We start from the raw sequence: 17992 nt of genomic DNA on the forward strand, positions 1-17992 counted from the left end.
CCGACCGGGGGGCCGATGAGCCGCCGGATCGGGTCAGGCAGTTGCCGGAACCAGCCGGTCGATCACCTGCCTGGGCAGCGCGATGTCATCGAGCGCCGCCGCAAGTTCGGCGTCGATCCGGTCCTTGCCCTGATTGAACACCCGGATGTCGAGGAAACCGCGCGAGAGACGGTGCGGCACGTCGGTGCCCGGAATGGCGAGCTGGAACACGCCACCGTTGAAGGCGGCCGCCAGCGGACGCGGCCGGCCGGAAATGTCGGTCGCAACGTCCAGAAGCGCCCGGCCGAAAGCGGGTGTGAAGTGCGCCTGGGCGGCGGCGACGTCCGTCGTATAGACGTCGTAAGCCTCTTCCACGTCCGGGTCGGGAAATCTCAGACGTTCCACCGGCCGGCCCGCGATTTCGGTCCTCGATTTCAGCGCCGCGAACACGCCGAGATCGCTCCGGTCGGTGCAGAACACGATCAGGGGCATGGTCTCGCGCAGCGCGTCGGGAAGATCGATTTCCAGAAGCCCGCCGGAAAACAGCGTTTTCCTGTGAGAAGTGTTGTCGGTTCCGCTGCGGCCTTCACTCTCCAGAAGGACATGGGCCATCCGGTAGCGCACGCCGTTCCAGCCGCCGTCGATGCCCCTCCTGACCTCGATCCGGGTCGCCCCGCCCGGATCCGGAAACAGGTCCAGGCGCGCGAAGGCCACGGCGTCCACGAAGCCGTCGGCCGGGTTCTGCCGGTAGCGGACCGCCGGCACCCCGCTCTGCCGTGCCTCGAACTCAAACAGGAGGGGCAGGATCTTCTCTCTAGCCGTGTCGTCGAAGGCCGTGCTGGTCGCGGCGAGCCCCATGCCGGCAACGAACAGAACGACCAGAGCCGCAAGCACGGCCGGCCACCAGGCGCCCCCCATGGGTCCGAGACCCAACCAGGCCGCTCCGGCGATCGGCAGAAGCCCCACGAGCAGCACGTTGCGCGCCCAGCGTTTCCCGGCGCCGCGGGTGCGCTTTTCCTCGACCTTCAACTCGGCGAGAACCGGCCGGATCCGGTCGTCGAAATAGCTGGAGAAGCCGGCCGGATACCGAGCCTCGTCCCGATCCCCCTGCTCCGCCATGGCGCGGCACCTCGACTGCCGGATGAGCCCTCACTCGACGAGAGCACATCCGTCCCGCCGAGGCCTCCCGATTGAGCCACATCATGGAAGCGTAGCGCGGGCTTGCCGAAGATGCACCATTGTCGCCATAACTCGGGGCAGGACAGGGAGGGAAGCGACAGGCCGTGGACGAAAACAGTCTTTTCAGCTTGGACGAGCAGGCGACCGAAACCGCATGGCGCGCCGCGGTCGACAAGGCGCTCAAGGGCCGCCCTTTCGACAGCCTCGTGCGGACCACGGACGACGGGATCGATCTCGCGCCCCTTTATCTTCCGGCGGACGACGCCCGCCCGCTCGGCCGTTCCGTTTCCGGCCCGTGGGCATCGAGCCAGCGGATCGACCTCCCCGACCCCGCCGATGCCAATACCGCCGCTTTGCGGGAGCTCGAAACCGGCGCCACGGGCCTGACCCTGGTGCTGGCGTCGGCGCCGACCGCCTATGGCAGTGGCGTCCACATCTCCGACGTTGCGAGCCTGGACCGGACCCTTGAGGGCGTGGCGCTCGACATGGCCCCGACCCGGCTGGAGGCCGGCGGCGCAGGCCGCGGTCTGGCCGGCCTCTTCTGCGCCCTGGTCGACCAGCGCGGCCTCGATCCGGCCGGCGTCGACGTCCATTTCGGGCTCGACCCGCTGGGCGCGATGGCCGCGGCCGGCAAGCTGTCCGCCTCCTGGGACGCCGTGGCCCGCCGCAGCGCCGACACCACCCAGGCAATCGCCGCGCGCGGCTATGCCTCCCCGGTCTTCCTCGCCGACGGGCGCCCGTTCCACAACGGTGGCGCCAGCGACGCTCAGGAGCTCGCTTCCGTGGCAGCCTCCGCCCTCGCCTATCTCCGCGCCTTCGTGGACGGGGGTCTCGACGGGGACGCGGCGCTTCGCCGGATCGGGCTTGCGGTCTCGCTCGACCAGGACCAGTTCGCCGGCATCGCCAAGCTTCGCGCCCTGCGCCGCATCTGGGCGCGACTTGCCGCCGAGTGCGGCGTGCCGGACGTGCCCGCCCACATCCACGCCGACACGTCCTGGCGGATGATGACCCGCTACGACGCCTACACCAACCTGTTGCGCACCACGATCGCCGCGTTCGCGGCCGGTGTCGGCGGCGCCGACAGCCTCACCGTCGTGCCCTTCACCCAGGCCGTCGGCCTGCCGGACGCATTCGCGCGTCGGCTTGCCCGCAACACCCACACGATCCTCCTGGAAGAAAGCCAGGCGGCCCGGGTGCTCGATCCGGCCGCCGGCTCCGGCGGCGCCGAGGCCCGGACCGAGGCGCTCGCGGCAAAAGCCTGGGACCTGATGCGCGACATCGAGAAGAAGGGTGGCCTGCCGGCGGCGCTGGCGTCCGGCTGGTGGCAGGGCGAGATCGCCACCGTGAGGGATCGCCGCACCGCGGCCGTGCGCAAGCGCAAGCTGCCGATCGTCGGCACCTCGGAATATCCGCTGATGCCGGAGCGCCGGGTGGAGGTTCTGGAGACATCCGATGCCCCGGCCACAGCGCCCGGCAAGCCGGTCACGCTGCCGGAGGAAGGCGGCGGTGCTGCGTTCGCGGCGCTGATCGAGGCCGCGTCCGGTGGCGCGACGCTTGCCGATATCGGTGCCGGATCGCCGGCGTCGGGTTGCACCAGCGATGCCCGTCCGCTTGCTCCGATGCGGCTCGCCGACCCGTTCGAGACGCTGCGCGACAAGGCGGAAGCCGTGGGCGAACCGACCGACCGCACCGTCATGATCGCCGGTCTCGGGCCGCTGGCCGAGAACGCCGCCCGCTCGGCCTGGGTGAAGGCGGCCTTCGAGGCCGGGGGCCTGATCACGTCCGCGGCCGCGACGCTCGACACCCCGGAAGCGGCGGTCGACGCGGCGAAGACGGCCGGCGTCGCCTGCGTCTGCCTGGCCGGATCCGACGAACGCTACGCGGACATGGCGGCGGAGACCGCGCGCGCTCTCAAGCAGGCTGGTGTCTCCAGCGTCTATCTGGCGGGCAAGCCCGGAGAGCAGGAGACGGCCCTTCGCCAGGCGGGCGTCGACGGCTTCCTGCACGTCGGCATCGATCTGGTCGAGGCTCTGGGCGAGGTCCAGAACCGGCTCGGGATTGCGGCCTGAGCCCTCCTCGCCGCGAAATTGCGGCGGGCGCGAGAGTTTGAGAACATGGACAGAGCGCGGGACTGGTTGGGTAACCCGCCGCGAGAAGGAAACCGCCGATGACGGTCGTGCCCGATTTCTCCGAGATCCCGTGGTCCGCCCCGGAGTTCGCGACGCCGGAATCCGACGCGGAGCCCTGGCGGACGCCTGAAGAGATCGACGTCAAGCCGGTCTACGGTCCGGCGGACAGGGACGGCCTCGGCTTCACCGGAAGCTATCCCGGCCTCCCGCCCTTCGTGCGCGGCCCCTATCCGACCATGTACGTCCAGCAGCCCTGGACGATCCGGCAATATGCCGGCTTCTCCACGGCGGAGGATTCCAACGCCTTCTACCGCCGCAATCTGGCGGCCGGACAGAAGGGCCTGTCGGTGGCGTTCGATCTGGCCACCCATCGCGGCTACGATTCCGATCACCCGCGCGTTGCCGGCGATGTCGGCATGGCAGGCGTGGCGATCGATTCCATCTACGATATGCGCACCCTGTTCGAGGGCATCCCCCTCGACCGCATGACCGTGTCGATGACCATGAACGGCGCGGTGCTGCCGGTGCTGGCGCTGTTCATCGTAGCGGCGGAGGAACAGGGCGTTCCCCAGGAGAAGCTGGCCGGGACCATTCAGAACGACATTCTGAAGGAGTTCATGGTCCGCAACACCTTCATCTACCCGCCGAAGCCGTCGATGCGGATCATCTCCGACATCTTCGGCTACACTTCCGAGCACATGCCGAAGTTCAACTCCATCTCGATCTCCGGCTATCACATGCAGGAGGCCGGGGCGACGGCGGACCTGGAGCTCGCCTACACGCTCGCCGACGGCATCGAATATGCCCGCGCCGGCGTCGCCGCGGGCCTGCCGATCGACAGCTTCGCGCCGCGCCTGTCCTTCTTCTGGGCGATCGGCATGAACACCTTCATGGAGATCGCCAAGCTCCGGGCCGGGCGCCTGCTCTGGGCCAAGCTGATGAAGGAGAACTTCGCGCCCGGCTCCGACAAGTCGCTGTCGCTCAGGACCCACTGCCAGACCTCCGGCTGGTCGCTCACCGCCCAGGACGTCTACAACAACGTGATCCGCACCTGCCTGGAAGCGATGGCGGCCACCCAGGGCCACACCCAGTCCCTGCACACCAACGCGCTCGACGAGGCGCTGGCGCTGCCGACCGACTTCTCCGCCCGGATCGCGCGCAACACCCAGATCCTGCTGGCCAGCGAATCCGGCACCACCACCCCGATCGACCCGTGGGGCGGCTCCTACTATGTGGAGCGGCTGACGGCGGATCTCGCCGTGCGCGCCATGGCCCATATCGAGGAGGTCGAAAGCCTGGGCGGCATGGCCAAGGCAATCGAGGAAGGCGTTCCGAAACTGCGCATCGAGGAAGCCGCCGCCAAGACCCAGGCGCGCATCGATTCTGGGACCCAGACCGTGGTCGGCGTCAACAAGTACCGCGCCGAGTCCGAGGCCGAGATCGAGGTCCTCAAGGTCGACAACGCCGCGGTTCGTGCACGCCAGATCGAAAAGCTGCAGAAGCTCCGGGCCGAGCGCGACGAGGCCGCGACCACCGCCGCGCTGGAGAAGCTGAGCAAAGGTGCAGCGGAGGGCGGCAACCTGCTGGCGCTGTCGATCGAGGCGGCCCGCGCGAAGGCGACCGTCGGCGAGATTTCCGACGCGATGGAAGCGGTGTTCGGCCGCCACAAGGCGGAGATCCGGACGATCTCGGGCGTCTACAAGCGGGAGAGCGGTCGGATGTCCGACAAGATCGAGAAGGTCCAGAAGCTCGTCGAAGAATTCGAGGAGAACGACGGCCGGCGGCCGCGCATCCTCGTCGCGAAGATGGGTCAGGACGGCCACGACCGCGGCCAGAAGGTGATCGCGTCGGCGTTTGCCGATCTGGGCTTCGACGTGGACATCGGGCCGCTCTTCGCAACCCCCGAGGAATGCGCGCGCCAGGCGGTGGAGAACGACGTGCACATCGTCGGCGTCTCGTCGCTGGCCGCCGGTCACCTGTCGCTGGTGCCGGCGCTCAAAAAGGCGCTGGCCGACGAGGGCCGCGAAGACATCCTGATCGTGGTCGGCGGCGTCATCCCGCCCCAGGACTACGACGCGCTCTACCGCGACGGGGCGGCCGCGATCTTCCCGCCCGGCACGGTGATCGCCGACGCGGCCGTCGATCTCATCGGCACCTTGAACGGGAAGCTCGGCTACGGCCCGCGCCAGGCGGCGGAATGATCCGCGCGCGATGACCGGAGAGAGCGAACTGACCTTCTCCGACCTCGACGAGGCCGACCAGGACCTCTGCCGTCTGGCCCGCGAGGCGGCGGCCGGCGCCTATGCGCCCTATTCCCGCTTCGCCGTGGGAGCCGCGATCCTCACGGCGACCAGCGCCACCTATGCCGGCGCGAACCTCGAAAACGCGTCCTATGGTCTGACGATCTGCGCGGAGGCCGCAGCACTTGCCGCCGCCAACACCGCCGGCGACCGGGAGATCCGGACCGTCGCCGTGGTCGGCTTTCCGATCGCCGGCGTGCCCGGCCGGGCACCTGTCATCACGCCGTGCGGGCGCTGCCGGCAGATGATCGCGGAATTCGCCGGGCCCGCCCAGGACGTGCGGATCCTGTGCTGCGCCGCCGACTATGGCAGGGTGCTTGCGACCACGATCGGCGAGCTCCTGCCTCACGCTTTCGAGCCGCAATCCCTGCCGCGGTTCTGAAACGGGCCCAGTATCGCCGATCATCCGATCGCGGCCCCGCCTCAGCGGGGCACCAGCTCCATGAACCGGATCCGGTTGCCGAACGGATCGGTGACCTGGAGTTCGAGACGGTCTTCCACCTCCTCCACGCCCGGTTTCATGTAGCGGTAGTCCTTCGCCGCCAGTTCCCGCTGAAATATTCGGATCCCACGCATGGGGACGATCATGTTGCCGCCCGGGGTCGCGTCGCCGGAATGTTCGGAAAGATGCAGCCGTATTCCCGCCCGGGAGACCTGTGTGTAGAGCGGGAAGTTATCGCCGAAGCGGTGCTCCCAGTCGACGCTGAAGCCCAGAAAGCCGAGATAGAATTCATGCGCCTTGGACACGTCGAAGATCCGCACGATCGGGACGGCCGGTTCGAAGCGGACTTCAGATGTGTCCGACGGCTGGGCTGCAGCGATCCGGGCGGAAAGAACGTTCCAGGTCGCCAGCCCGAACTGCCGGGCGACCACTTCCAGCGCCGCGCTGTGGGAGATCTCGACGCCGCGCTCGGCGAGCGTGTCCCGTAGCGCCTTGGCCATGGCCTTCGCGTCGCGATAATCGCGCATGTCCGTTTTCCTCATCCAGGCGAAGCCGTCGTCGGCGCTCGCATTGCCAACGCCTTCGCCCGATGATCGGAAACGGCAGCGATGGTCGATCTGGAGATGTTCGCCATATCCCGACGGGACGCGAGCTGCGGGCCATCTCCGGCCCTCGAGATCACAATACGCTGACCGATCCACATTCGACACCACTGTTGGATCGATGCAGTGTGAGCCGGAAGAATGCGGACCGTGAACGTGCATCACACCTGCCTGCAGCTCCAACGGGTCCGCCAGACCGAAAACGGGGAGACACCACGTGATTCGCGCGATCCTGTGTGCGGTAACCGCCGCATTGCTCATCCTGTCGCCGATGCGAGCCGCGATGGCACAAGCGACGCCGGACACGGCAAAAGCGGTCCAATCGACGCTTTATTTCGGGATGCGAAGCCCCGCCGGCGGTATCAGCGAGCAGGAATGGGTGGCCTTCCTGACCGACGAGGTCACGCCCCGCTTTCCCGACGGGCTGACGGTCCTGAACGCCTACGGTCAGACCGGCACCGGGACCGGCGACAGTGGGTCCATGCTGCGCGAACAGACCAAGGTGCTGATCGTCGTGCACGCCGACACCGCGGACGCGCGCGAAAGCCTTGCAAGCCTCAAGGAAATGTACAAGGAACGGTTCCCGGGGGCCGCGGTGTTTCATACCCGTACTATGGTCGAAATCGTCACCAACTGACCCCCGTGTTCCGCCGTTCGTCGACCGGCACACACAGCCAAACCAGGACGTTCCATGTTTCGTTTCGCGTTGATCGCCGCGCTTGCGGCCCTGCTGGCCGGCTGCGTGTCCGGCGGTGGCACCAGCTACAGCACCCAGACCTACCTGCAGATCACGGATGCCGGCGCCGGGCCGATCAACGGCTCGACCCGCTATTCCGAAGCCGCCTTCAAGGAGGCGCTGCCCTGGGCCGACGTACGCACGGTGCAGATGGCGCGGGAGAACTCGACCGGCTGGACGCTTGCCATCTTCCGCGACGACATCCAGGTCATTCAGCTCTTCAAGGGCAGCGACGGACGGGTCGGCGAGATCAACGGCGTGACCCAGCACCTGACCGGCCCCAACGGCGAGCGCATCGGCATGTCCCTGCGCGAGGCCGGCGTGAGCCGCTCCAGCTGCCGCAATGGCAACAATCTCTGGCGCGGCATGGCGATCTGTCCGGCGCGGCGCTCGGAGAACGTGACGCTGGTGTTCGCAATCCCCGGATATCGTGGCCCGTTCGACGTCCTGCCGTCCGCCGAGGACCTGCAGGACGCGGAGCTCCAGCGCATCATCTGGAAGCCGTGATCGGCCGGGACCGGAGCGGATCCGTTTCCGATCGGGCGTCTTTGCCCGGTCGGACATGAAGCTGCGCCCTCGCGGTCGCGTCGAATCTGCGGCACTCTCCAGGTTCATGACAGCTCAGACGCCCCTCACGCCCGACCCGTCCGACGAGCCCGAAGTCACCCGACTCCTGGAGGGCCTGAGGACTGGCAAGCGCGCCGCACTGGCCCGCGCCATCACCACGGTGGAATCCAGCAAGATCGAGCACCGGCGCCGGGCTCGGGCCCTTTTGCAGGCGGTTCTGCCCGACACCGGAAACGGCGTCCGACTCGGCATCACCGGAGTGCCGGGCGTCGGCAAGTCGACCACCATCGACGCCTTCGGCACCATGCTGACGGAGGCCGGCCACCGGGTGGCCGTGCTCGCCGTCGATCCGTCCTCGACCCGCACCGGCGGTTCGATCCTCGGCGACAAGACGCGCATGGAGCGGCTCGGCCACGACCCGAACGCCTTCATCCGTCCCTCCCCCTCCGCCGGCACGCTGGGGGGCGTGGCCGCACGCACCCGCGAAAGCATGCTCCTGTGCGAGGCGGCCGGCTACGACGTGGTCATCGTGGAAACCGTCGGCATCGGCCAGTCGGAGACGGCCGTCGCGGAGATGGTCGACACCTTCCTCGTGCTCGGGCTGCCGGGCGCCGGCGACGAACTTCAGGGCATCAAGAAGGGCGTCATCGAGATCGCCGACATCATCGCCGTCAACAAGGCCGACGGCGACAACGCCTCCCGCGCCAAGCAGGCGGCAGCGGAATATCGCAGCGCGCTGCAGATCCTGACTTCGCCCGACGCCGACTGGCGGCCGCCGGTCCTGACCATCTCCGGCGCCACCGGCGACGGGCTCGACCGGCTCTGGGAGGAGATCCGGCGCCACCGGGAAACCGGACAGGCCAGCGGCCGGTTCAACGACAAGCGGCACCACCAGCAGGTCGCCTGGATGTGGACCATGATCCGCGAGCAGATGATGGCGGCGCTGTTCACTAGGCCGGACGTGAAGGCGCGGCTGAAGGAGCTGGAAAGCGCGGTCGGCGAAGGATCGATCGCGGCGACCGTCGCCGCCGACGAGATCGCGCAGATGATGGGGCTCGGAGAGATTTGAGACCGCGGCCGGCGCACGCCAAAGGGAAATCGCCGCGCCTGCCCCGCCGCACCCGGCCCGCGGGACCGCTGCGCGTCCTCATCACCGGTTTCGGCCCGTTTCCGGGGGTGCCCGTCAACCCGACCGAGCGGATCGCGGCCAGGGTCGCCCACGACCTCGCCCGCCAGGACCGCCGGATCGATGTCGCCACCGAGATCCTGCCGACGGAATGGGCCATGCTGGCCGGTCTTCCGCGCCGCCTCGATGCTCACGATCCGGATCTGGTCGTGATGACCGGCGTGGCAACCAACGCCCGCGGCATCCGCATCGAACGGACGGCTCACCCGTCCGCCGGTCGGAGCCTCAGGGACGCCGTCGGGGCCCGGCCGAAAATGACATGGAAGCGCGAGCCCCACGGCGCCTCGCGTCGCACGCCGGTCGACGTGCCGGCCCTTGTCGCAAGGCTGAACCGCGCAGGCGTGGGCATCGCGCTGTCCGACGACCCCGGGCGCTATCTCTGCAACGCGGCCTATCTGACGGCGCTAGACTGGGCGGCCCACCATCGCCGGCCGCGACCGCCGGTGCTGTTCGTCCACGTGCCTCCGCCGAAACTGCGGACGGGGGCACGTGAGCCGGATCTTGCCGGGGCGGTCATCCGCCTGGTAGCGGAGGTCCTGAACGCGCCTGGATCAGGGGCCTTACGTCGGCCTATTTCAGGTCGCTGCGCGGGTCGTAGGGGGAATGTTTCCGCCAGCGGCGCATCAGGTCTTCCAGGTCGCCGTCGGCGGAATCGGGCAAGGCGATCCTGAGGGTCACCAGCAGATCGCCGCGGCCGCCGCCGCTCTTGGTCAGTCCCTTGCCGCGCAGGCGGAGCATCTTGCCACCGCTGGTTCCCGACGGGATCGTGAGCTCGACCGCGCCCTCGAGCGTCGGCGCACGGACCTTGTCGCCGAGCACCGCCTCGTAAAGCGTCACCGGCAGATCGAGCTTCAGGTCTGATCCGGCCGGTGTGAACAGCGGATGCGGTGCGATCTTGATCGTCACCAGCGCGTCACCGGCCACGGAACCGGTCGGATTGGGGAAGCCCTGCCCGCGCAGGCGCACCTGCTGGCCGGAAGTGACGCCGGGCGGAATGGTGATCGCGACGGTCTTGCCGGTGGGCAGTTCGACGCGCGCCTTCTCTCCGGAGACGATCTGTTCGAGGCTGACGGTGACGGTGGCTTCCGCATCGCGTCCCGGCTCTCCCGGCGATTTCCAGGTGCGCTCGGCCCCCGCGCCCGGCCCGGCGCCTGCGCCCGTTCCGGCACCGCGTCCGCCGCCGAAGCCGCCCATGAAATCGCGCAGGATATCGTCGATGTCCGGACCGGCCCCGGAGCTGTAGCGATAGGTGCGCGACCGGCCGCCGCCCGCGCCCGCAGCGCGCCCGCCGCCTCCGCCGAAGCCGGAAAACGGATCGAACCCGCCGGCGCCGGAGAAGGCATGGGCACGCGGCCGGCCATCGGCATCGATCTCGCCGCGGTCGTACTGGGCGCGCTTCTCCTTGTCGCCCAGGATCTCATAGGCCGTGCCGACCTCGGCGAAACGCTCCTTGGCGCGCGGGTCGTCGGCGTTGTGATCGGGATGATAGGCCTTGGCCAGACGGCGATAGGCTGACTTGATATCGGCCTCGCTCGCCGACTTGGAAACGCCCAAGACGGTGTAGGGATCTCTCATCGCTCTCGTCGGATCGAAACGGTTCACCACGCGCGACGCCGGGCACATCCACCGGGCCGCGCGACGCACAGTTGCGTCAGATATAGGGGATTCCGCTCCGCGCTGCCAGCGATGGCGCGAAGAACACCGGCGGATCGATCCCCTGCCCGGCGCGTCGTCCCGTCACGCCTTCCGCTTTGATCTCAATGACTTGCGGCTTGATCCGTGGGTTTCAGGACCGCGCGAGGCTGGCCTCAGCCTTGCGCGCTGGTTGCCGGGGCGAGTCCGTCGATCACCCAGTTTCCGTCCTCGCGCCGGCAGCCGATGCCGGACAGCAGGAACAGGCCGCTCGGCGCGTTCACGGAGGTAACGAAGGACCGGCACAGGCCGCCTGAGGGGGCCGGCACGTCGGTCACCTCGATCAGCCGTCCGGTGGTCCCGGCCTCGGGGTTCGACCAGGTCCGCTCCGCCTCCGGGGTGAGCGGATCGCTGCCCAGTGAAAAGGCCAGCGCATCGAGATCGGCGGTATCCAGTCCGGTTTCGGCCAGAAGCGGATCGGGCTGGGCGGCGACGGACGCCGTCGTGTCACTCGCAGCCAGCATCGTCTCGCTGCCGCCGAAGAAGGCGCAGCCGCCGAGAGTGACACACGAGACCAGAACTGCGACATGCGTCCGATGGCGCCGGGCGCGCGGCGCGATATAACGGGCGCAAGCATCAATCGACACTGGAGCCATCCTCAATGACCAAGAGCGATACTGTGCCGCCGGAGGAGTTAACGAGCCGTGACTTCTCCGAGGAGGAGGATCCGTTCGGCCTGTTCGGCGCCTGGCTCGAGGAGGCCACGGAAAAGGAGATCAATGATCCCAACGCGATGGCGGTCGCCACCGTCGACACCGATGGACTGCCCGACGTGCGGATGGTTCTCCTGAAGGGCTTCGATACCCAGGGCTTCGTCTTCTACACGAACTTCGAGAGCGCCAAGGGCCGGGAAATCCTCGCCACCGGCAAGGCGGCCCTGCTGTTTCACTGGAAGAGCCTGCGGCGGCAGGTGCGGGTCCGCGGCCCCGTGGAGACGGTGACGGAGGAAGAGGCCGACGCCTATTTCCACTCCCGGCCGCGCGGCAGCCGCATCGGCGCCTGGGCGTCGAAACAGTCCGAGCCGCTGGAAAGCCGGTTCGCGCTGGAAGGCGCCGTGGCGCGCTACACCGCCAAGTTCGGGATCGGCGACATTCCCCGCCCGCCCCACTGGTCCGGCTTCCGCATCAAGCCGCTGCAGATCGAGTTCTGGCACGACCGGCCGTTCCGCCTGCACGACCGCATCGTGTTCGCCCGGCCGGAGATCGGCCACGGCTGGTCGAAGACACGGCTTTATCCCTGAAACCACACGTTCCAGGAGACACCGGTGGCGCCCGATTCAGAGACCTTCTGGGACCGACAGGCCCGTAAATATGCCCGCAGGCCCGTGGCCGACATGGCGAGCTACGATCACACCATGGAGCGTACCCGGGCCCATCTGGCAGGCGCGGACTCGGTGGTCGAACTCGGCTGCGGCACCGGAACCACGGCGCTTCGGCTCGCCGACTGCGTCGGCCACATCACCGCCACCGACATCTCCTCCGAGATGATCGCCATCGCCCGGGAGAAGGCGGCGAAGCAGGGCGCGACGAACGCCACCTTCGCCCACGCGGACGTCTTCTCCGCGCTCGCCGACGGGCCGCCGCGGGATGCCGTGCTGGCGTTCAACCTGTTCCACCTGACCGAGGACCCGGCAGAGGCCATCCGCGCCGTCCACGACGCCCTGAAGCCCGGCGGCCTCTTCGTCTCCAAAACCGTCTGTCTGGGCGACCGACCCGGCGTGCTACGGGTCGTGATCCCGGTCATGAAGGCGATCGGCATGGCGCCGAAGGCCGTCGCCTTCCTGAAGGTAGCGGAGCTGGACCGAACCATCGCCGAGGCGGGCTTCGAGATCCTGGAGACCGGCGTCTTCCCGAAATCGCCGCCGGCGCGGTTCGTCGTCGCCCGCAAGACCTGAGTCGGCCCGCAAGCCGCCTACAACCAGCGCCGCCAGCGGAAGACCGCCCAGCAGGCGATCGCGGACACCACCATCAGGATGATGGAAAACGGAAAGCCGAGCCGCCAGTCGAGGGTCGGCATGTCCTGGAAGTTCATCCCGTAGCTGGAAGCGATCAGGGTCGGCGGCAAAAACAGCACCGCCATCACCGAGAAGATCTGGGCGATCTGGTTCTGGTGCAGGCTGACCAGGCCGAGGGTGGCGTCCAGCAGGAAGTTCGCCTTGGAATCCAGCGCGTCAGCGTGCTCGGTGAGTGACCGCACGTCCCGGTGGATCGTGTCGAGCTTGCCCTGGTCCTCCGGGCTGATCCCGGCGGTGCCGACGTGGTGGCCGAGAAAGGCCGCCATGCGCTCCAGGCTCATCAGGCTGTCCTGGATGCGCAGCGTCAGGATCCCGAGCCGGCCGATCGACTTGATCGCCGAATTCATGTCCGGGTCGTCGCGGCGGTCGCGCACCCCGGTCTCGAAGATCGTGCGGGCGATCTCCTCCAGCCGCGAGGCGACCACCTCCTGGATGTCCGCGGTGCGGTCGACGGCGGTGTTCAGGAGTTCGAACAGCACGCTGCTGCCGCTCTGGCAGTTGGCGTGGGCGCGCTGGACCTTGGCGGCCACCATCTCGAACGCGCGCGGCCCCTCGAAGCGCAGCGTCACCAGCCGGTCCTTGCGCAGGATGAAGGTCACCGGCGCGATCGCCGGCTGGCCGTTGTCCACCACCCGGACCAGCGACGCGGTCATCACCAGCGCCTCGTCGTCCTGGTAGAAGCGGCTGGAGCTTTCGATCTCGGTCATCTGCTGCCGGGTCGGCAGCTGCACGCCTGTCATCGCCTCCACCCGGGCGATCTCGCGGTCCGTCGGGCTTTCCAGATCGACCCAGGTCGCGGTGCGCGGCAGCGGTCCCTTGCGCTCCTCGCCGCTGTAACGCGCCAGCGCCGACGCTTCGGGAACAAAATAGGTCAGCATGCACGCACCCCGGACGAGCCCCTGCCCGCGCCGCGGGCGTCCGTGACTGCTTATCGGCTTTTTGCGACGGGGGAAATTGAGGAGTTGGGGGAGCGGTTTTTGTCGCTCACGCCGAACGAGTTCGGTTTGCTTTTCCCCTCACGCCGAGTGCGCTGACGCGCACCGGCTCCGGGTGGGCGCGGCAGATTCGTCTCCGCTCACGCGAGTTCGCTTCGCTCACCGCTCCGCGGGCGCGGCCTCCGGCCGGCGGACGGTCGTCCGCTGGCTGGAGCGATACGGTAGGGGCTGTCAGGCTTGTCCGGCACAAGCCACACACTCCGCTCATTCCCGCGAAAGCGGGAATCCAGGGCGGAAGACTTCAGAGGCTGCGGGTGATTTGGTTGGTTTTTGCCGCTCACGCCGAGTGCGCTTGCGCGCACCGGCTGCGCGGGCGCGGCCATCTTCCTGGTCCCTGTCGCTTCGCTCCGCGCCTCTTGGATGGCAGGCGGACGGTCGTCCGCTGATGGTGCGATACGGCTGAGCCCGTCAGGCGTGTCCGGCGCAAGCCAAACACTCCGCTCATTCCCGCGAAGGCGGGAATCCAGGGCCATACGGCAAGCGCGCGCAAAAAACGCCCTGGACCCCGGCTTTCGCCGGGGTGAGCGGAGATTAGACCGGCGCCCCAAAGTCCCTCGAGCGCCCTTTCCGTATTTCACCTGCCAGCGGACGACCGCGCGCCGGACGCTCAAGAGGCGAGGAGCGAAGCGACCGGGACAAAACTTGAGTCTCGCGCCCGCGCAGCCGGTGCGCGCAAGCGAACTCGCGTGAGCGAAATAACTCCCCCCGCCCCGCTCTCAGCGGGTGGTGGCGGGCTTCACCGTCGGCTGCGGCGCCCGGCAGATCACCGCCGCCGAAACGGCCTGGATGCCGACCGGCTTGTAGTGATCGCAGAGATTGCTGCTCGACTTCCAGGTGGAGGCGGTTGTTCCGCTGGTGTTGGTAGCCATGTGACTGGCCTTTCCGTCCCTAAACCGGTTCGCGGCCGGATCGCGTCCGCCCGAACACGCACTTCAACACTGGCCGCCCCGCGCCGCCCGCCCGATGGACGGACCCGGCCGGAGGAGACCGACACCCCCCGTCGCCCGCAGGCCGTCCCGGAGGCGACGCACGACCCCCGTGCGCCGACCCTCAGGAGACACCCTCAATTGCGGCACGATCTGGACGGAGATGGGTCGAAAGCCGTGTTTTCGTTCACGTTTCACGGCCGATCTGTAACACTTCGAGAGAAGGGTTAAGCAGGGGTTAGCGACCGCCCTTCGCGCGGCTCAAGCAGTCCCACACCGCGCCCGCGCGGCGGGAGCGCAACGTCACCGATAGAGGGAGTTGTTCCCTACCTTACCCAGCTGCTGAACTTCGCCGGCTGAGCCGGTGCACGGCAGGACGCGGCGGCGGAAACCGCCTGAATGCCGACCGGCTTGTAGTGATCGCAGAGGTTCGGCTTGGCAGCCGCGGTCTGTTGGCTTTCGGTGCTGGCCATGGTCCCGTCTTTCTCCCTGATGAGGGAGCCTGCCGGAGGTCCGGCGGACGATCTCACCGCACGTGCGGCGGACAGCTCCCTACGCGTCCCTGTCTGGTCCCGCCCGGCACTGGCGTGTCGGGACCTGCGCTCAAAAACCGGTATCGGTTTCCATTGCTCCAGCATCCGGGTCGAAGCTGGCGCGAAGCCCGCACATCCATTCACGAACCGCTACGTTTTGTTCCGACCGCCGAAACCGCGCCCGCCGCACCGGGCACCAGCCCGATAATCCCGAATAGCAGGGAGTGGTTAAGGGAGGGTTGAACGATCATTTTGCCGTGGCGTCACCGGAACATGATGAGCGGCTCGACTGCGATTTTGGCGTGCAGAATTGACACGTCCACACTTTGAAAACAAACTCTGCTCAATTCTTTCTCAATAATCCCGCGCGGTATCGATGGCCATGCAAATTGAAAACGAATCCTCCTTCCGTGCCACCCTAGGAAGGGGGTTTAATCTCTTTCTGGGGTCAGCTTTTTCAATACTCGCAAGAGACAACAACAAAGAACAATTACCAACTGGACTGGCCCTGACAAAAGAACTATGCATAAAATTCTCGCGCCCCGACCTGCAAGAGCACGATCTTCCGCTTGTCTCCCAAATTATAAAATCAAAAAACAGAACCGAGTTTAATGAATACCTACTAAACAGATTCAAAATAGGCGAATACGACCCTCGTTATGAAAGCATAACAACCCTTGAAGTTAAAAGAATATTCACTACAAATATTGATGATCTTATGCCAAAAATTTTCAGCAAAAGCAAAGAGCGTTATTTGAATGACTTGTTGCTACAAGGCGCCACCTTCGGAGATCGGGACGCAGTTGAATATCTTCCTCTTCATGGGAACGTACTATATCCAGAGCCGGATTTTTCTTTTACCCCAATCGAAACAGCATCCGCTTTCGCAAATAACCCTACTCAGTTCCAATACTTGGTAAGCTGCCTTCTCAAAGATCCCACAATTTTCTTGGGATATTCATTTAAAGATGCAGGAACGCTGCAAGCGCTAAGCCATCATTTCACCACACCAGCTCAGCCAAAATCGAAATGGATTCAACTTAGGACGGACGAAAAAGCATACGTTGATTACTTTAAGTCTCTGGGATTTGAGATAATTATTGGAGACACAGAATCAATAATAGATTACTTCAATATTAGGGCCTCAGAGATAACGCGCCCCGCTTCTTCAGAATTAAATGCGGCATCCTTTTCGACGGGCAGAATACCCTCGCTAAATGAAGCCCCTGTTCGGCCAATTACCGACTATTTTCGCGGACACGCTCCAGTCTGGCACGACATATTAAGTCAGCGAATTCCGACGACAAAAAAATACAACAGAATTATAAACCATATTGATTCAGGTCGAAATGTTTTGCTGTCCGGCATTCCTGTCTGCGGGAAGTCCACAATACTCATGCAAGCAGCTGCGTATTATGACACAAATCAAATTAAGATCTTTGAAGAAAATTTAACGCCAGAGAAAGCTACGCAGATCGTATCGAAGATCGAAGGTAAAGGAAAACTTCTTTTATTTATAGATAACGCCGGCGACAGCGTGGACGCCCTAGACATTCTGAGCAACTGCAAAGATATTCAAATTGTCGCAGCTGACCGATCAATCAACATTGGGTTTGGATCGCACAGATTCAAATCTGATCGATTTACAAATCTGGACTGCTCAGATCTAAATGAAGACGATTATCAGAATATATATGACTCAATCCCTCCCGTCATTAGAGAGAACCGAATGACGGTACCCGAAGTAGAGCTACAAATTTGGCCGTCTACATTTGAATTTATTGAGAAAAATGTGGTCGGCCCCTCTATTTCAGATAGATTTAAGGATGTTCTGATTAAACTGAGGAGTACGCAGATCGAGCTTCACGATCTTTTTGTAATGATTTGCTATGTATATTCTTGCCACTCACCCGTTTCATTTGATGTGGTGAGTCGATTTATTGGAGCAGGCGGTGATTATGTTAAAGTATATGGAGTCCTGGAACGACTCGGAAAATTATTGTCAGAGGTTGACACCAATAATGCTCAATTTGTCGACCTTGATGACACTCAGGACCACTTTACCCCAAGGTCCCAATTGATTGCGGAGACAGTTGTTGACCGCTGCAGGAATATGGACTTTGGAAGAGTCTATCTGGACTTTCACACGAAGGTTCCTCGCTTATTCATTCCCAGATACTCTAATTTTAAGAGGTTTGGGTACAGGAACGGCTATGCGGAGCGTGTGTTTCAAGACTGGAAAGAGGGCGAAAAATTCTATTTGAGAGTCTATAAAGAGGACAAAAATTATTTTCTAAAACAACAACTAGCAATTTTTTTAGGGGCAAAAAAGCAATATGGCTTAGCTTTTAAATACATTGACGAGGCACTCACCGAGTCAAAGAACAAAAATCCCAATATTAGACACACACATGCCCGCCTGCTCTTCGACGCAAACATCGATAAGGCGGCAAGCGACCGCTCTCTGAAACATAATTTAGTTCGCAGCATGGAGATATTGGAGGCATGTCATGAATATGACAAACGTCAAACGAATCACGCACTACGCTTTTCGGAACAAGCGATTAAATTCAATTCAGTATTTCCAGGCGCAGAATCTCTTGCATATACAACTAAGGCAAAAACGTGGTTGAAGGAAGAAATACATAAAACCCCATCTCTGCGGTATGCAAGGCGACTCTTAAAAGACATAGAACGGTTAAATTAGTCTAT

Annotated in this window: 17 protein-coding genes; 10 read left to right on the forward strand and 7 right to left on the reverse strand. The window is 64.7% G+C overall.

The annotated features are described in order from the left end of the window. Nucleotides 1–33: 33 nt before the first annotated feature. Nucleotides 34–1098, reverse strand: coding sequence for a DUF3137 domain-containing protein (locus J2S73_RS18950; protein WP_306887245.1), 1065 nt, complete (start codon nt 1096–1098; stop codon nt 34–36). A gap of 164 nt (nt 1099–1262) precedes the next feature. Here J2S73_RS18950 and J2S73_RS18955 point away from each other — a divergent pair, with 164 nt between their 5' ends. The 3 genes from J2S73_RS18955 (at nt 1263) to J2S73_RS18965 (ending at nt 5969) form a co-directional block, all read left to right on the forward strand. Next, nucleotides 1263–3227, forward strand: coding sequence for a methylmalonyl-CoA mutase family protein (locus J2S73_RS18955; RefSeq protein WP_306887246.1), 1965 nt, complete (start codon nt 1263–1265; stop codon nt 3225–3227). 98 nt (nt 3228–3325) lie between these two features. Further along, nucleotides 3326–5488, forward strand: coding sequence for a methylmalonyl-CoA mutase (gene scpA / locus J2S73_RS18960; protein ID WP_306887247.1), 2163 nt, complete (start codon nt 3326–3328; stop codon nt 5486–5488). A 10-nt stretch (nt 5489–5498) separates the two neighbouring features. Next, a complete protein-coding gene (locus J2S73_RS18965; protein WP_306887248.1) occupies nt 5499–5969 on the forward strand; it encodes a cytidine deaminase in 471 nt (156 codons plus the stop codon). A gap of 41 nt (nt 5970–6010) precedes the next feature. Here J2S73_RS18965 and J2S73_RS18970 read toward each other — a convergent pair whose 3' ends face one another. Next, complete coding sequence (locus J2S73_RS18970) at nt 6011–6556, reverse strand: glyoxalase superfamily protein (RefSeq protein ID WP_306887249.1); 546 nt, start codon at nt 6554–6556, stop codon at nt 6011–6013. A gap of 292 nt (nt 6557–6848) precedes the next feature. Here J2S73_RS18970 and J2S73_RS18975 point away from each other — a divergent pair, with 292 nt between their 5' ends. The 4 genes from J2S73_RS18975 to J2S73_RS21670 all read left to right on the forward strand — a co-directional run bounded on the left by J2S73_RS18975 (nt 6849) and on the right by J2S73_RS21670 (nt 9791). After that, nucleotides 6849–7268, forward strand: coding sequence for a DUF3574 domain-containing protein (locus J2S73_RS18975; protein WP_306887250.1), 420 nt, complete (start codon nt 6849–6851; stop codon nt 7266–7268). A gap of 54 nt (nt 7269–7322) precedes the next feature. Next, entirely contained in the window at nt 7323–7874 is a 552-nt protein-coding gene (locus J2S73_RS18980) for a DUF1131 family protein (protein ID WP_306887251.1), read from the forward strand. Nucleotides 7875–7980: 106 nt separating this feature from the next. Then, nucleotides 7981–9003, forward strand: coding sequence for a methylmalonyl Co-A mutase-associated GTPase MeaB (gene meaB / locus J2S73_RS18985; protein ID WP_306887252.1), 1023 nt, complete (start codon nt 7981–7983; stop codon nt 9001–9003). Continuing rightward, nucleotides 9000–9791, forward strand: a complete 792-nt coding sequence (locus tag J2S73_RS21670; RefSeq protein WP_370874467.1) for a pyroglutamyl-peptidase I — start codon at nt 9000–9002, stop codon at nt 9789–9791. Before meaB ends, J2S73_RS21670 begins: the two co-directional genes overlap by 4 nt. Here J2S73_RS21670 and J2S73_RS18990 read toward each other — a convergent pair. Next, entirely contained in the window at nt 9691–10695 is a 1005-nt protein-coding gene (locus J2S73_RS18990; RefSeq protein ID WP_306887253.1) for a DnaJ C-terminal domain-containing protein, read from the reverse strand. The genes J2S73_RS21670 and J2S73_RS18990 overlap by 101 nt on opposite strands. A 233-nt stretch (nt 10696–10928) precedes the next feature. After that, the gene (locus J2S73_RS18995; protein WP_306887254.1) at nt 10929–11399 is read right to left on the reverse strand and encodes an RT0821/Lpp0805 family surface protein; all 471 of its coding nucleotides are present in this window, start codon (nt 11397–11399) and stop codon (nt 10929–10931) included. Nucleotides 11400–11431: 32 nt separating this feature from the next. On the opposite strand from J2S73_RS18995, the gene pdxH reads away from it, so the two are divergent. Next, nucleotides 11432–12052 (forward strand): pyridoxamine 5'-phosphate oxidase, encoded by a 621-nt coding sequence (pdxH, locus tag J2S73_RS19000; protein WP_306887484.1) that lies wholly within the window; start codon nt 11432–11434, stop codon nt 12050–12052. A 24-nt stretch (nt 12053–12076) separates the two neighbouring features. Next, nucleotides 12077–12706, forward strand: a complete 630-nt coding sequence (locus tag J2S73_RS19005) for a class I SAM-dependent methyltransferase (protein ID WP_306887255.1) — start codon at nt 12077–12079, stop codon at nt 12704–12706. Nucleotides 12707–12723: 17 nt separating this feature from the next. On the opposite strand, the gene J2S73_RS19010 is transcribed toward J2S73_RS19005, so the two are convergent. From J2S73_RS19010 to J2S73_RS19020, 3 genes are all read right to left on the reverse strand, one after another. After that, entirely contained in the window at nt 12724–13704 is a 981-nt protein-coding gene (locus J2S73_RS19010; protein WP_306887256.1) for a magnesium transporter CorA family protein, read from the reverse strand. 833 nt (nt 13705–14537) lie between these two features. Further along, nucleotides 14538–14690 carry a hypothetical protein gene (locus tag J2S73_RS19015; RefSeq protein WP_306887257.1) on the reverse strand — a complete coding sequence of 51 codons (153 nt, stop codon included), beginning with the start codon at nt 14688–14690 and terminating at the stop codon, nt 14538–14540. A 383-nt stretch (nt 14691–15073) separates the two neighbouring features. Further along, nucleotides 15074–15220 carry a hypothetical protein gene (locus J2S73_RS19020; RefSeq protein WP_306887258.1) on the reverse strand — a complete coding sequence of 49 codons (147 nt, stop codon included), beginning with the start codon at nt 15218–15220 and terminating at the stop codon, nt 15074–15076. A 436-nt stretch (nt 15221–15656) separates the two neighbouring features. Here J2S73_RS19020 and J2S73_RS19025 point away from each other — a divergent pair, with 436 nt between their 5' ends. Beyond that, on the forward strand, nt 15657–17987 hold the full coding sequence (locus J2S73_RS19025; RefSeq protein ID WP_306887259.1) for a P-loop NTPase: 2331 nt from the start codon (nt 15657–15659) through the stop codon (nt 17985–17987). Nucleotides 17988–17992 lie beyond the last annotated feature (5 nt).

Origin of the sequence: Amorphus orientalis, assembly GCF_030814015.1 — a bacterium.
Lineage (GTDB): Bacteria > Pseudomonadota > Alphaproteobacteria > Rhizobiales > Amorphaceae > Amorphus > Amorphus orientalis.